Origin of the sequence: Coleofasciculus sp. (assembly GCF_046565525.1) — a bacterium.
Taxonomy (GTDB): domain Bacteria; phylum Cyanobacteriota; class Cyanobacteriia; order Cyanobacteriales; family Coleofasciculaceae; genus Coleofasciculus.
Map to the genome: position 1 here is coordinate 27,366 of NZ_JBKHUP010000014.1, position 14,579 is coordinate 41,944.

The following is a 14,579-nucleotide window of genomic DNA, read 5'->3' on the forward strand; positions in this document are numbered from 1 at the left end:
GTAAGGATTCAATCGGATATTGTATGAGATGGCTATTTTCGGGATTAAATGAGCAACAAGTTGACGAGTCCATTCCCTCGGTTCACCCGGTTTGGTTGTTAGCCTGGGGGCAATTTCGCGCTGAACCGCCAGATTGTACATTCTTGATTCCCAACCAGTTAGCGGTAAGTCAGATTCAACCCGCTTTTAGTCCTCAAGGAGACTATGGGGTAGTTGGGGATATCTGGTTAAGTAATTCTGTCAGATTGTTGCAACAAGTAGGAATTGCACCTAGGGATTGGCGGGGAACAGATCAAGCATTGGTGGCGCTACTGTGGGAACGTTGGGGACAGGATTGTTTAGATTACCTGGAAGGGGTATTTGGGCTAGCGATTTGGCATCAGCCGAGTCAGAGGTTGTGGTTGGTGCGCGATCGCGTCGGCGGTAGGACGTTATATTATACGACTGTGGGTTCCTCTTGCTGGATTGCGCCTCGGTTGAGAACCCTGCGCCCCCACCATTCAGCCGACTTGGATTTAGTGGCGTTGCGGGATTATTTAGGTTGTGCATTTGTCCCCGGAGAACGCACACTTTGGCAACAGGTGCGGGAATTGCGCCCAGGTACGGTGTTACAGTTACCCGATGGACAGCCAGAACCTTACTGGCAACCTCAAGAGGAAATTACCCATCCTCAGCACAGTTTAGCATGGCACGCTCAACAGTTGCGATCGCGCCTCGATCAGGTGGTTCAGGAATACTTACCCAATACTGAACCTGTGGGGGTTTATTTATCGGGGGGATTGGATTCGAGTTGCATCACTGCACTCACGGCTAAATTTCATCCCCATCCAGTTCATACCTACTCGATTCATTTTGGCGCAGATTGTCCCAATGAATTAGAATTCTCCGATTTAGTTGCCCAACATTGCCACACCCAGCACCACATCTTAGAAATTACTCCAGAACAAATGTGGGGTCAATTACCGATAACTATGGCACAGTTGGATGATCCGATTGGTGATCCGTTAACGGTTCCCAATTATTTATTAGCGCAACTAGCGAAAGAAGCGGTTACGATTATTCTCAATGGCGAAGGGGGAGATCCCTGTTTTGGTGGTCCGAAAAATCAGCCGATGTTGCTTAACCAGTTATACGGTTCTCCAGATAATAACCCTAATTTAGTTTCTGCTTATCTCAACTCTTTTAAAAAATGCGCTGCTGATTTGCCGAGGTTATTGAATCCAGAGATATGGGATTCGGTTAAAACCACGCCATCTGTCTTTGAGGCGGACTTATTTTCATCGGCGCAATATCTGAATCGATTAATGGGACTCAATATTAAATTTAAAGGCGCGGATCATATTTTAACCAAGGTGAATAATCTGACTCGTGCTGCTGGATTAGAAGGGCGTTCTCCCTTATTTGACCAGCGAATTGTGCAGATGGCAATGGAAACTCCGCCGGAATATAAGCTGGCGGGAAATCAGGAGAAAGCCGTCCTCAAGCAAGCCGTTGCGGATATCTTACCAGAGGCAATTATTCAGCGTCCCAAAAGCGGGATGATGGTGCCGGTGCAGTTTTGGTTTCGTCACTATTGGCAACGACAAACCAAGGCATTATTGTTGTCTAAAAAATCTGCGATCGCGCCTTATTTAAATCAGGCAATCATTCGCGATTGGATTGAGTATCGTGGGGATACCTGGAACCGTTATGGGGTGAAACTTTGGTTATTGGTGAGTTTGGAATATTGGCTTAATTGTTGATTTAAATGGGTGACATCGAAATTATATTTTTTAACGCAGAGGACGCAGAGGTTTACGCAGAGGGGCGCAGAGGGAGTTAAGGGTTGAGGAGGCAAAAACCAAAACCTAATACCTAAAATTTACCTTTAAAGTGGGAGCTTTGATTATACTTTTTAACCAAAACTGTCGGAGGAAACCAAATAAACATCACTACTACTATCACTTTCAACGTCTATAAATACTGAATCTCTCCCCCCTGTGCTAATTTGACTCCGATTAATTCCTTGAGTTACTATCTGTAATAGCCGTTGCGGTGTAAATGATTCCAACTCGACAAAATTACCGGATTCTAACCATGCTAGTTCCTCAGCCGATAACTCTCGCCGTATCTCTAACCCTAATTGTCTCGCCTGTTCTGCTGATTCTGGGGAAGATTCAATAAAAAGATTGCGACTATTTAAGACATGACGCGGAAGTAATCCTAAATCATAAATAGTGACGGTACTCTCAGCAAACCAGTAAGAACTCGTTCGCAAGTTATGAATCAAAGTGACACCGTGGGGACTAGCATTGTGAAGGGCGTAAACCTTTAATTCGGGATTGCGTCGCAGCATCTCTAATACCGTTGAAAAAATGCCTTGAGGATACCCCGTAATACTTAGCACCGCACAGTTATTTTCAAAGTGAAAATTATTAGCAATCAGCAGTTGAGCAATAGTAGCACTATCACAAATGACAACTCGGTCAAAACTATAGACGGTGATATCCGGATTAACCGATGTGGGTAAACGTTCCTGATTTGGAGAGGGTAAAAGTGGCTCAACTGTGCCATTAATTTGTTGCCAACGTTCTAACCAACCTTGGAATTTATGCAGTGTCATCGAAAAGGTTTGGACTAATGTGCTTTGGCGACGCAACTGACGAATTCCTAAATACAAAGATAACATACCGACAATAATAGTTATCGCGAATTGAAAAAAAATCAGCCAGCTTTCTCCACTACTATCTAGGGTAGAGCCAAACAAGGAAAATACACCAAAGCCAAGCAGAAATCCACCAATAAGTTCTAAATATCTAGCATTGCGATTGCGTACTCTTCCGGGCGTATGGGCAGAGTTACTGATTCGGTAACAGGCAAAAATTAAGAGCGGGATTCCGATGTAAGGAATAATAACACTCAGAACTAAGGCAAAGATTTGCAGAGCAACATTGTTGATTTTGCGTTTTAATCGCTTGTCGATGAGGTAGTATAATTGTTGAGGGGTAAAGTATAGACTCCCGTTGACTGATAAATCAGAGATAGCTTTAGCAAAAAATGGATCAGTGAATTTTGGCTGACCCATCGTCGTGGGTTCAAAGACAAAAGGATGTCTGCAGTTTTTACATCGCCCTTGATTGGCGGTGCGGTCTTTGAGATTATTGTCAGTTTGACATTGAATACATTTCATGATCAGCGATTTTTATTTAAAATTATTTCGGTAATTTGCTAAACAATTCACTCACATACTCTCCATTCCTCTGCGTACCTCTGCGTCAACCTCTGCGTACCTCTGCGTTAAAAAAATATAATTTTGAGGTTTACTAAGGTGTACATTAGGTAAAGGGCGCACGTCAGTTCGCCCCTACGCACCTGTGAAATTAAGCAAATACCTGATTATTTAATAAAATACTATAATCTTCCCGCTTTCTAATCAATCGGTGAGTTCCCTGTTCGACTAAAACCTCAGCCGGACGCGGACGGTGTAAGAAATGAGACGACATCGCATATCCGTAAGCGCCGCTATCGAGAATCGCGATAACATCTCCAATCTTTAACGCGGGGAGTTGACAATTGCGCCCCAAGTAATCCCGTGAATAGGTTGTATTCCCACACACATCTGTAGGATAATATTCTTGCTGGTTATCAGTGAAACTGACAATTTTTCGATAGCCACCATGTACCGAAGGAACCGATAAATTCGCCACGGTGGTATCGACACCGAGAATTTGTTTGCCGTTTTGCCACTTAACTGAAACGACTTTTGCCAACAAGGAAGCACATCCTGCGATCGCGGCTCGTCCAGGTTCTATAATTAAGTCTATAGTTCTGCCTACTGTCTCTAGCTTCTGAGTTATCGCCTGACCAAATCCTTGCCAATCAAAGGCGACGCCATTCCCCTGATAGGGATAGCCAAATCCACCGCCAAAGTCTAAATAGTCCCAATCGGGTAATTGTTGACCAATCTCACATAAGGAATCAATCACTTGAGTAAAGGCTTTGGTCGCATTTGTCCCGGTTCCGCGATAGAAATGGATACCATTGAGTTGTAATCCCGCCGATTGGGTAATTTTCAGCGCTTCGGGGAATTCTTCGGGTTGAACTCCAATCCGGCTATCTCCGGTTAATTCCGGTACATTTAAGCGTAATCCTAAGTTTAATTGGGGTAACTTGGGGGTTAAGGTGTGATAGACTTGACAGCATAAATCCAATTGGGAGACACTATCTAAATTTAAGGTAGTAATTCCCCAGTGGAGAACTTGCTCCATTTCCAGATAATTCAAATTACTGCCACTATAAACAATGTTATCTGGGGCGAATCCCGCCTTTAATCCTAAATAGATATCTCCAGGGGTGTTTGCATGAAGTCCCCACCCCTGCTGCTGGAAGATTTGCAGTAAGGCGATATTACCATTCGTCACACTCGCAAACTGGAACCGAGTGCGCGGATAGGGGACAGAGTAAGAGATATAACGAATTGTATCCCGTATGCGATCGCCTTGATAAACATACAGGGGTGAACCGTAGATATCCAGTAATTCTTGGTCATTTGTCATGGGCATTCGTCGTTTTTAAGAAATTCCCAGCGTAGGGGCTTGGTAACCAAGCCCCTACAACGTTTTGTTTCAATCCCTGATAGGGATTCAAGAGGATTTTGACGCGATTGGTGTGGTTACTGGGCGTTACTTTGGTGTTTCAATCCCTGATAGGGATTATAGAGGATTTTGACCCTATTATCGTGGTTCTCAGGTTGAAATATTAGCGTTTCAATCCCTGATAGGGATTCAAGAGGATTTTGACGTCACCGCCCCAGCTCGGCGAGTCTTATTCGTTCAGTTTCAATCCCTGATAGGGATTATAGAGGATTTTGACTTATGCCGTTGGTTATTCCCCGTTCTTGCGATAAGTTTCAATCCCTGATAGGGATTATAGAGGATTTTGACAGTTTGCCGCAGCACTTATGGATTATGCCCAAAAACTAGTTTCAATCCCTGATAGGGATTATAGAGGATTTTGACGTATTTCTGATTCCCACTCCTCTTGGGATTTATAGTTTCAATCCCTGATAGGGATTATAGAGGATTTTGACGCAGGAGGTCACCTCCTTCATGCCCAGTGATCGCCAGTTTCAATCCCTGATAGGGATTATAGAGGATTTTGACCTCGTGGATTATATCTAAGGCAAATGCAACTAACGTTTCAATCCCTGATAGGGATTATAGAGGATTTTGACTTGCTAAACTGTTTTTTAGCTTCAATTAAAGCAGCAATGTTTCAATCCCTGATAGGGATTATAGAGGATTTTGACCAGCTTTGGTGGGAGATGTTCCGAGTCATTAAAAAGTTTCAATCCCTGATAGGGATTATAGAGGATTTTGACCTTTAGCCATTTTGAGTGCTTCACCATTTATACTCGTTTCAATCCCTGATAGGGATTATAGAGGATTTTGACCTTTACGACGTTCGAGGGCGCCTTATTCTTGCGCGGTTTCAATCCCTGATAGGGATTATAGAGGATTTTGACTTTTGAGATTGATGGGAGACCTTATCTAGGATACGTTTCAATCCCTGATAGGGATTATAGAGGATTTTGACCGCCGACCTCTGAAACGCTTACTGTATGTAGTTTTCAAGGTTCAATTCCGAGAGACTGCATCTAATATACCATTTCAGACTTCGACAGACAAGAGACATCTTCAAAAAAAACTCCAAAACCCACTCCCAGTAAGCGTTTCAAGATTTCCGAGACCCTAATTTTTGGGTGGTGTCCTCAAACCCAGAACCCATAAGGGATACAGCCTATTAATCACCCTAGCCGTTGAAAACACCTACCCCTTCTCGGATTCAAGCCAAGAAAATCGAATTATCCCGAAGCGGTTCCCCGCCGATGCGTTCAACCTTCCCTTGACAACAGCCACAGAGGAAGTAGAAGCCAATCTTATCCTGGTCTGGCTTAATCAGCTTATCCAGATGCGATCGCAACTTGGCAGACTGGATATCTGTCAAACAGCGTCCAACACACTATACTACATCCACTGCTCTTAATTTCCAATACCATCGCCAAAACCGAGAGGGTAACCAAAAGGGATGTAACCCAGAATACCCAGATACTGTTTCATTTAACACCCTCCTGCGCCAAACTTGCCACATTATCAGTAACCAAAGAATCTCACCCACTCGTCGCCCTCGCAAATAGGCGCTAAATTCTCCTTTAATCAGTTGCAGGGGTAATTGCGGTTGCCATCGTCCTTCGGCTGCTAAAATACCCGAATTTAACCAATACCCTACCTCAGACCATAACTCATTTAAACACCACGCCGTTAATGGCACTCCCATCCCCCGTTTTTCCCGCCATACCACCTCTGGCGGTAACCAAGATTCCACCGCACGTTTGAGGATATATTTTTCACAAGCACCCCGCAGGTAGAACTCCCCCGGTACCTGAAATGTCCACTCCGATAACGGAATGTCACAAAAGGGCGATCGCACCCACAATCCATGAGAGAATGCTAAGTTAGTCGCCCGTGGGTGGATATTTTGTGCGCCTTTTAACATTAACGTCGCCCGACGCAATCGATCTAAAAGAGTCGTGGTAAACTTGGACTCTAAAGCCTCTGCTAACCATTGTTCCGGTTGTATCGATAACTCCTGGTTTATCTGATTCTGAAATACCCGCTCCTCATATCCCCAGAGACGGTGAAAGGTTCGTAAATACTGTTGGGTAAATCCTGTATTTCCGCCCGGATGTTCTTGATTATAAACACCAGCCGCAATTAGCGGTTTATTTGTCCATCCCGCAAAAAGTTGGTCGCCGCCTTCCCCATTAAAAATCACTTTTGTCTCTTGACTCGCCGCTTGACACAATAAATATAACGGAACCGTTACACCATCACCAAAGGGCAAATCTAACGCCGTGGCTGTCGCTTGAATCGCTTGCTTGATTCGACGAGGTGTTGCATCAACTTTAACTAGGGGAATATGCAGATAGTCAGCCACCTGTTCCGCATAGGGTACTTCTGAGACACCCGCTAACCCAAAATCTAAGGTATAGGCTTTAACCTTTACTCCCGCTTGCACTAATAATGCCGCTATTGTAGATGAATCTAACCCGCCAGAGAGAAAAACGCCAACGGGTTCACGGGGTAAATTTTCCAGTTGTCGATGAACGGCATTTTTTAACCGGATTTGCAGTTGAGATACGGCTTCATCTTCATCTTGAATCAGTACAGAGGCGGATTGCCATTGATAATAACGATGAGTGGTATGAGTTAAGTCGTGTTCAGATGTAACTTGCCAGGTTTCTACGGTTCCAGCAGCTACGGAAAAAATATTAGCTACTGGGGTCAATGGTGTGGGAACATAGGAAAAACAGCTATAACCATACAACCCATGACTACTCACCTCTGGTGTTTTAAGCAGAGGTAATAATAGCTGTAACTTAGACGCAAACCAGATAACCTTTTCCTGTTTTGTCCAATAGAGAGGAACTCGTCCAAAGGGTTCACGCCCTAAAGTTAGATGATTATTTTCCACCTTCACCCAAGCATCGGCTGAGTCGTAAAAACCAGAGGCGGATAACGCGGCGATGATACCGTCTTTATTAGCTAAGGAAGGAGGAGGATTACTGCCAATATAAGCAACCCGCCCATTTAAAGCATAATTTTCAGACAGTTTATTGATGGATTTTTTTACTTGTATTAATGTTTTTAAACCTGTCGCAGCGACGAGTATATTGGTTAACGCCGCTTCGAGTTGATCGGGTGAATCTATACCCCAATATCCGATAAATTGATAGGGATTACTCATAATAATTGAATCTTGAATTAATTTAAGTACAATAGCACTGAAATACGCACTTTAATATATCGTAGTGGTGTGGCACACCTAAGCAAGATGAATTAGAATTCCATCCAGAAACTGTAGGGGCGCATGGCGTGCGCCCTTTTACCACAGTGGCGTGCGCCCTTTTACCACAGTGGCGTGCGCCCTTTTACCACAGTGACGTGCGCCCTTTTACCACAGTGGCGTGCGCCCTTTTACCACAGTGGCGTGCGCCCGATTCAATGGTCACATCTATAGTTGTTGTTTTGTCGGATGTAGGCAACCCAACACGATGATAGGCTCGCATCCATTACTACGAACCGTTAAAATAGTCGAATAGATTTTATCAATAACTCTAATCATCAAATGACTCAATTACCCCGCCAAACAGAACCCCCACTTCCCCCTTGGCAAACCCTGCCAACGATGTATGATTTACCTAGCGAAAATCAGGAGGAACCTGGTTTGCCTGATGAGTTCCATTTTTTGCAACCCTTATTACTATATTTGACATTTTTACCGCCAAATTGGTATCCCAATAGAGTGTTCAGTGCTTGTGATTTGAATCTCTATTATGACCCTACTCATCCCAACTGGTATAAACGTCCTGATTGGTTCGGAGTTGTCGGTGTACCAAGGCTTTATCAGGAACGCGATATGCGTTTGAGTTATGTGTGTTGGCAAGAACGGGTGAATCCCTTTATCGTGGTGGAGTTATTGTCTCCAGGTACGGAAGATGAAGATTTGGGTCAAAGGGAAAGCGAATTAAGACACCCGCCGACAAAATGGCGAGTTTATGAAGAGATTCTGCGGATTCCTTACTATGTTATTTTTAGTCGCTATACTAATGAATGGCTTGCCTTTCATCTAGTTGGAGGTCATTACGAATCCGTAGATTTGACTCAAGGCTGTTTACCGATACCGGAGTTGGGATTAAGTTTAGGCGTATGGCAAGGTAATTTTCGCGGGTTTAACCGACTGTGGCTACGGTGGATGACACTGGAGGGAACTTGGATTCCTTTACCCACTGAAGAAACGGAGGTGGCGAGACAAGAAACGGAAGCCGCCAGACAAGAAACGGAAGCCGCCAGACAAGAAACAGAAATGGCGAAACAGGAAGCTGAAACGGCTAAACGACGGGTTCAAGAATTAGCCGCACGATTACGAGAGTTAGGTATTGAGCCCGATGATTTGGAAAATAGCGAATAGTTCCGATTATTTAACTGTAAATGATTTTTGGTCGAGTGCGCGATCGCCTACTCTCATCTGCACTTGCCAATCCCCCATGGTTGCAGTAGAACCCAAGGTGTGACGACAATAGGTATGCCAAACCTCTCGGTCAATTTTCTGGGTTTGATAGCGATTCTGATGGGCGATTTGACCATTGGGGTCAATCCAATCACACTGTAAGGAAAGCTTTTGTCCCACAGGTGCGTCTTGTAAGGTAACGCGGTAGACTATCTGTTGGCGATTAAAATCCGATATGGGTTCACACGTCTGCTGATTCGGGGTAATGCAACTTTGAGAGACAGACACTGCCGCGATCGCACGTTGGCGATTTACAATGAATACTGTGGAGGCTGCGATCGCACCCACTATCGCCACCCCCACTCCTATCCCAATCCAGCGATTCCGTTTTTGTTGAACGGCTAACGCTTGACGACGGCGTAACTGTAACAGCGCTTCATCCAGCAACTCTGGTGGTAAATTTAATTCCTGCAAAATCTGCTGAACTTCTTGGCGGTCAATTTCAGCCTCGTGGCGTCTAGCTAATTGATCCACCTCAGCGACGAGTTGGGTTAACTGATCTTGAGTAAGTCGTTCATTAGTCACAATTAATTACTTCTAAACCAGAAGCTTGAGACTACCTACTTTCTCTATACCATAAAACCTATATTCCGTCAAGGTCAGCGCGACTAAAAGTTCCCTTTCCTTGATTAGGGGAGGGTGAGGGTGAGGTCTGTCTCAAGGTATTGCTTTCTTGAGATTCAGTTACTCAGTAAAAACACTAAAAATTTTCACGCACTCTTGTAAATTACTCTTAGCAAAATCAGGCGCTTTCTCCCAGCCAATCGGCTGAAGTTCACTCAGCTTTATCGGGTTCATATCTTCAAATGACCATTGTACCTCTTCCGCCTCGCGAGAAAGTTCTCGATAAGCAGTTTTCACATTTTTGACTATATTTTCATTAGCTATCCCTTTAAAACAACGACTCTGCTCAGTTTGCCAAAAATACTCCTGTCCAATCAGCCTATCATCAGTTTTGATAAACACTAAATACCGACTACCCGGACGGTCAAATTCCGCTGATTCGCCATAAAAATAATTGCCATCGGGTAAACCTTTCATCGTCGGCTTAGGGGTATCAACGCCGGGTGGTTTGGGTAAAGGGGGTGGGACAGCTTTAGAAATTTCTGGAGTGGGCGAGGGTATCTGAGGGGGGACAGATGGTGTATTATTGGGGACTTGTTCAGGAGTCGGTAAAACCACTATCTCTGGTGGCGTGGGTGAAATCGCGGGCGTGGGGAGAGGTGAGGGCGTCGGTGTTTCTGTGGGAAGGGGTGAGACATTCGGGGTAATCACGGGAAAGGAAAAATCTGCGGGTGTTTCTGATGCGGGGGGTGAGGAACTCTGGGCGTCTTGAGTGGGTTTAGAGGACTTACAGCCAAACATACCCAACCCCACAACCGTGAGAATCACCAGCCACTGAATCCCGTGGATACGCCGCCAGTAGGGGTTTCGGTTGTCAGGATGAGAGTCTGGGATATACACCTGACCCGCTTTCGCGTCTATCTTTGTTGTCAATTGCCTAGAATTTGCCATAGTAAAAACTAGGAAAAAATTATACGCGATCGCACCACCATCCGTCGTCGGCGATAATAGCGCCACCGCCTTTGTTACTGTAATCGAAAACTATGCGCGAACTCTATCCCCCCATCAAACCTTATAACCAAGGAATGTTACAGGTAAGTAACCTACACAGGATTTCCTATGAGGAGTCAGGGAATCCGGAAGGTAAACCGGTCCTCGTGTTACACGGTGGACCTGGGGGAGGTAGCCAACCCTTTTACCGCCAATATTTTAACCCGAATCAATGGCGAATTGTCTTATTTGACCAACGTGGGAGTGGCAAAAGTACACCTCATGCTCAACTCCAAGAGAATACCACCTGGGATTTAGTCAGCGATATTGAGAAACTGCGGCTACATTTGGGGATTGAAAAATGGGTTGTATTTGGCGGAAGTTGGGGGAGTACCCTGTCCCTCGCTTACAGCCAAACCCATCCAGAACCTTGTCAAGGATTGATTCTGCGGGGAATCTTTATGCTACGACAAAAGGAACTGCGTTGGTTTTATCAGCAAGGGGCTAGCTATATTTTTCCAGATGCTTGGGAACATTACATTAAAGCCATTCCAGAGGCGGAACGGGATGATTTTATTTCAGCCTATTATCAGCGTTTAACCAGTCCTGATCCCCACATTCGTCAAGCCGCAGCGAAGGCTTGGTCAATTTGGGAGGCGAGTACCAGTAAACTGATTCAAGACCCCGACTTGATGCAAAGGTTTGGTGAGAGTAATTTTGCCGAGGCGTTTGCCAGAATCGAGTGTCATTATTTTATTAATAAAGGCTTTTTTGAATCAGAGGATCAGTTGCTGCGAAATATTGACCGGATTCGTCATATTCCTGGGGTGATTGTTCAGGGACGATATGATGTGGTTTGTCCCATGATATCGGCGTGGGAGTTGCATCAGGTTTGGTCGGAAGCTGAGTTTATTGTGGTTCCAGATTCGGGTCATGCGATAACCGAACCGGGGATTCGTCGTGCGTTAATTGAAGCGACAGATAAGTTTGCCAGTTTGGAATAGCGACAGTAGGGGTTTGGTAACCAAACCCCTACTACGGCGTGGTGAGGATGTCAATAATGATGATGGTGCATTTGGGGCATCTCCGAATCCTCCATCGGAATGGAAGTCGGATGTAATCGCATCAGTAATGCACTCTGAGGCGGTGCAGGAAGCCAACCTAAACGATGAATACCCATCCAAATCGTTAGTACTCCCAATACAGCCATCGCCCCTGCCATATACCGTTGCAGTTTGGGAACCTTCAGCCGCTGAATTAATAGCCCAAATCCTACCATAGCGGGCATTGTGCCTAAGCCAAACAGAAACATACCCAGGGTGGCGACAGGAATAGGTTGAGTGATAGCCAGACTCAGTGCGATCGCAGTTAATCCACAAGGAATATACCCCAACAATAGACCCAAGGGATAGGTGCGATACCAACTCGTACTAGCAAATAACCGCCCCATACTCTTTTGATACCAACGCCAATTTTGCACAGGCGGGAGTTGCACTGGTAATAAATGTAACTGTCCCAAGGCTAAATAAACCATAATTAGCCCCGCCACAATTAAAATACTGGCTCGTAATCCCAGTAAACCCTGTATAATTTGACCAAAGCTACTGGCAAGAAATCCCAGAACGGCATAGGTTGTCGAACGCCCTAGCCCATACAAAACATGAGAATACCAGGGATTAGACTGCGGTCGAGTATAGCCCATAACAAAAGGACCACACATGCCCACGCAATGACCACTGCCCACAAAACCCAGGGCTAAAAATAATAATAAGCTTAACATTTAATCGCCAACTCATGATAGGAATAACAATACCATCTTGTTAGATTAGGGCAATGATAGCCTTAAAGAATCCCTTGCATTAGCACCACTTCCAATTATGTTACCTCAACCTAAAAAGCGCTGGACTCCTGAATACTGGGCAACCTGGAAACCATTCGGTATCGGCGAACAATACCCGAATAATTACTGGGAAGTATTTCGCGCCATCTTCTTAAACCGGGATCAACTTCCCTACGCCTGGGACATCCTTAACCAAGGGGTTTGCGACGGTTGTGCTTTAGGTACCACGGGCATGAAAGACTGGACATTAGAAGGCATTCATGTCTTTGACACTCCTCAGCCTAAAGGCATGAGTAGCGCTTCTTTCATCGAGCGCTCTTACTATGAAACAGGGGTCCTATTTCATACCAGAGGAGCATCTCTAAGAGAAGCGTTTTGCTCCATTGCAGAAGCTAGTTACGATATGCCCTACCGTACTATTGAAAACAAGAAAAAATGTGTTTTCTGGTACTTGGTGCTTAGACTTTTTACCTGTACAAGCATTCCTGTACAGAACCCTCTAAGCCTAGTTTTCAAGGTGCGATGCCTCTCGGCTCTGGGTTTTTATAGAGGTTAAACACCCTTTCCTCTGGCGTTAATTTTAACACAAAGTCGTCCTAGAAGAACGAGGCTTTAGACCCAATTTTTCGGTAAATATGGGCGGGGATATGGCGTTCATCAATGGCACACTGAAACATTTAATCGCCAATGATTGGGTCGATAACTCGTTTATCAACACCTATACAGGCAACTTTGAAGACTTAAAAGCCACCCTAGAGTGCCAATCCTGGGAGGAACTCGAACGGCTATCTGGGGCATCTCGTGATCAGATGTATGCCTTTGCCCAGATGGTGGCTGAGGCGAATAAGGCTGTCTTTGTCTGGAGTATGGGGATTACCCAGCATGAATGTGGCGAAGATAACGTGCGAGCCATTATTAATCTAGCACTAACTAAAGGCTTTGTCGGCAGAGAAGGCTGTGGCTTAATGCCGATTCGCGGACATTCTGGGGTACAAGGGGGGGCAGAGATGGGATGCTACGCCACGGTACTCCCTGGAGGGAAGCCGATTACATCAGAAAATGCAGCACAGTTGAGTGAAAAATGGGGATTTGAGGTGCCAACATCCCCAGGATTAACCGCAGCGGAAATGATTCAAGCAGCCTATGGGGGAGAGTTGGATGTCCTGTTTTCGGTGGGGGGAAATTTCCTGGAAGTTCTACCCGAACCCGACTATGTGGAAACGGCATTAAAGCGAGTCCCCCTACGGGTGCATCAGGATATTATTTGTTCCAGCCAAATGTTAGTTGATCCGGCGGATACGGTAATTTTACTCCCAGCTACCACTCGCTACGAAGTGCCAGGAGGAGTAACAGAAACAACGACAGAAAGACGAGTGATTTTTAGTCCCGAAATTCAGGGATCTCGCATTGGCGAAGCGCGTCCAGAATGGGAGGTTTTCATGGAATTAGCCAGGAGATTACGTCCCGATTTAGCCGGAGAAAACGATGATAAGACGCCCTTAAACTTCGACGGAACATCCGCGATTCGCCAAGAAATTGCCCAAATAATTCCCCAATATGCTGGGATTCAACATCTTAAAGAAGCGGGAGATCAGTTTCAATATGGGGGTTCTCATCTTTGTTTTGGCTGGAATTTCCCCACACCAGATGGGAAGGCGCGGTTTACTCCTTTATCCCCACCCCAACGGGATTTACCAGAGGGGTGTTTCTTAGTCGCCACCCGGCGCGGGAAGCAGTTTAATAGTATGGTGCAGGAAAAGAAAGATGCGATTACCGGTGCAGTACGTGAGGCGGTGTTGATCAGTCCAGTGGATGCTGTAGGATTAGGATTAAAAGATGGCGATACCGTGATTCTCAAGAATGAGGTTGGGGAATTTAAGGGACGAGTGTATACGGCACCCATCAAACCGGGGAACCTGCAAGTGCATTGGCCCGAAGGGAATATACTCTTAGACAGGAATAAGCGATCGCGTGAAGTCGCCATCCCTGATTATAATGCCCTGGTATGGTTAGAAAGCTATTCAAGTTAAAACACAAACCACGAACAGAAAAATCCTCTGTGTCCTCTGTGCCTGTG

At 45.2% G+C, this 14,579-nt stretch carries 9 protein-coding genes, 3 pseudogenes and 1 CRISPR repeat array; of the genes and pseudogenes, 5 read left to right on the forward strand and 7 right to left on the reverse strand.

The window, feature by feature from the left end:
• Positions 1-23: 23 nt before the first annotated feature.
• Complete coding sequence (locus ACLGGO_RS07180) at positions 24-1,742, forward strand: asparagine synthetase B family protein (protein WP_446418789.1); 1,719 nt, start codon at positions 24-26, stop codon at positions 1,740-1,742.
• A 152-nt stretch (positions 1,743-1,894) separates the two neighbouring features.
• Here ACLGGO_RS07180 and ACLGGO_RS07185 read toward each other — a convergent pair whose 3' ends face one another.
• From ACLGGO_RS07185 to ACLGGO_RS07200, 4 genes and pseudogenes are all read right to left on the reverse strand, one after another.
• On the reverse strand, positions 1,895-3,169 hold the full coding sequence (locus ACLGGO_RS07185; protein WP_446418790.1) for an MFS transporter permease: 1,275 nt from the start codon (positions 3,167-3,169) through the stop codon (positions 1,895-1,897).
• A 190-nt stretch (positions 3,170-3,359) separates the two neighbouring features.
• Positions 3,360-4,535: a diaminopimelate decarboxylase family protein gene (locus ACLGGO_RS07190; protein WP_446418791.1), complete on the reverse strand. Its 1,176-nt coding sequence runs from the start codon at positions 4,533-4,535 to the stop codon at positions 3,360-3,362.
• Between the two features lie 66 nt (positions 4,536-4,601).
• Positions 4,602-5,574: direct repeats of the CRISPR family, unit length 37 nt; unit sequence GTTTCAATCCCTGATAGGGATTATAGAGGATTTTGAC.
• 249 nt (positions 5,575-5,823) lie between these two features.
• Positions 5,824-5,985: pseudogene (locus tag ACLGGO_RS07195) on the reverse strand (CRISPR-associated endonuclease Cas2); the annotation flags it as partial.
• A 15-nt stretch (positions 5,986-6,000) separates the two neighbouring features.
• Positions 6,001-7,785, reverse strand: coding sequence for an asparagine synthetase B family protein (locus ACLGGO_RS07200; RefSeq protein ID WP_446418792.1), 1,785 nt, complete (start codon positions 7,783-7,785; stop codon positions 6,001-6,003).
• Positions 7,786-8,166: 381 nt separating this feature from the next.
• Here ACLGGO_RS07200 and ACLGGO_RS07205 point away from each other — a divergent pair, with 381 nt between their 5' ends.
• Positions 8,167-9,009 (forward strand): Uma2 family endonuclease, encoded by an 843-nt coding sequence (locus ACLGGO_RS07205; RefSeq protein ID WP_446418793.1) that lies wholly within the window; start codon positions 8,167-8,169, stop codon positions 9,007-9,009.
• Positions 9,010-9,015: 6 nt separating this feature from the next.
• Here ACLGGO_RS07205 and ACLGGO_RS07210 read toward each other — a convergent pair whose 3' ends face one another.
• Positions 9,016-9,633 (reverse strand): DUF3859 domain-containing protein, encoded by a 618-nt coding sequence (locus tag ACLGGO_RS07210; RefSeq protein ID WP_446418794.1) that lies wholly within the window; start codon positions 9,631-9,633, stop codon positions 9,016-9,018.
• A 159-nt stretch (positions 9,634-9,792) separates the two neighbouring features.
• Positions 9,793-10,689 carry a hypothetical protein gene (locus ACLGGO_RS07215; protein ID WP_446418795.1) on the reverse strand — a complete coding sequence of 299 codons (897 nt, stop codon included), beginning with the start codon at positions 10,687-10,689 and terminating at the stop codon, positions 9,793-9,795.
• Positions 10,690-10,715: 26 nt separating this feature from the next.
• On the opposite strand from ACLGGO_RS07215, the gene pip reads away from it, so the two are divergent.
• Positions 10,716-11,666, forward strand: a complete 951-nt coding sequence (pip, locus tag ACLGGO_RS07220; RefSeq protein WP_446418796.1) for a prolyl aminopeptidase — start codon at positions 10,716-10,718, stop codon at positions 11,664-11,666.
• A gap of 50 nt (positions 11,667-11,716) precedes the next feature.
• Here pip and ACLGGO_RS07225 read toward each other — a convergent pair whose 3' ends face one another.
• Complete coding sequence (locus ACLGGO_RS07225; RefSeq protein WP_446418797.1) at positions 11,717-12,442, reverse strand: sulfite exporter TauE/SafE family protein; 726 nt, start codon at positions 12,440-12,442, stop codon at positions 11,717-11,719.
• 97 nt (positions 12,443-12,539) lie between these two features.
• On the opposite strand from ACLGGO_RS07225, the pseudogene ACLGGO_RS07230 reads away from it, so the two are divergent.
• Both ACLGGO_RS07230 and ACLGGO_RS07235 read left to right on the forward strand, forming a co-directional pair.
• Positions 12,540-12,767 (forward strand): annotated as a pseudogene (locus ACLGGO_RS07230) (FdhF/YdeP family oxidoreductase); the annotation flags it as partial.
• A 358-nt stretch (positions 12,768-13,125) separates the two neighbouring features.
• Positions 13,126-14,532: pseudogene (locus ACLGGO_RS07235) on the forward strand (molybdopterin-dependent oxidoreductase); the annotation flags it as partial.
• Positions 14,533-14,579 lie beyond the last annotated feature (47 nt).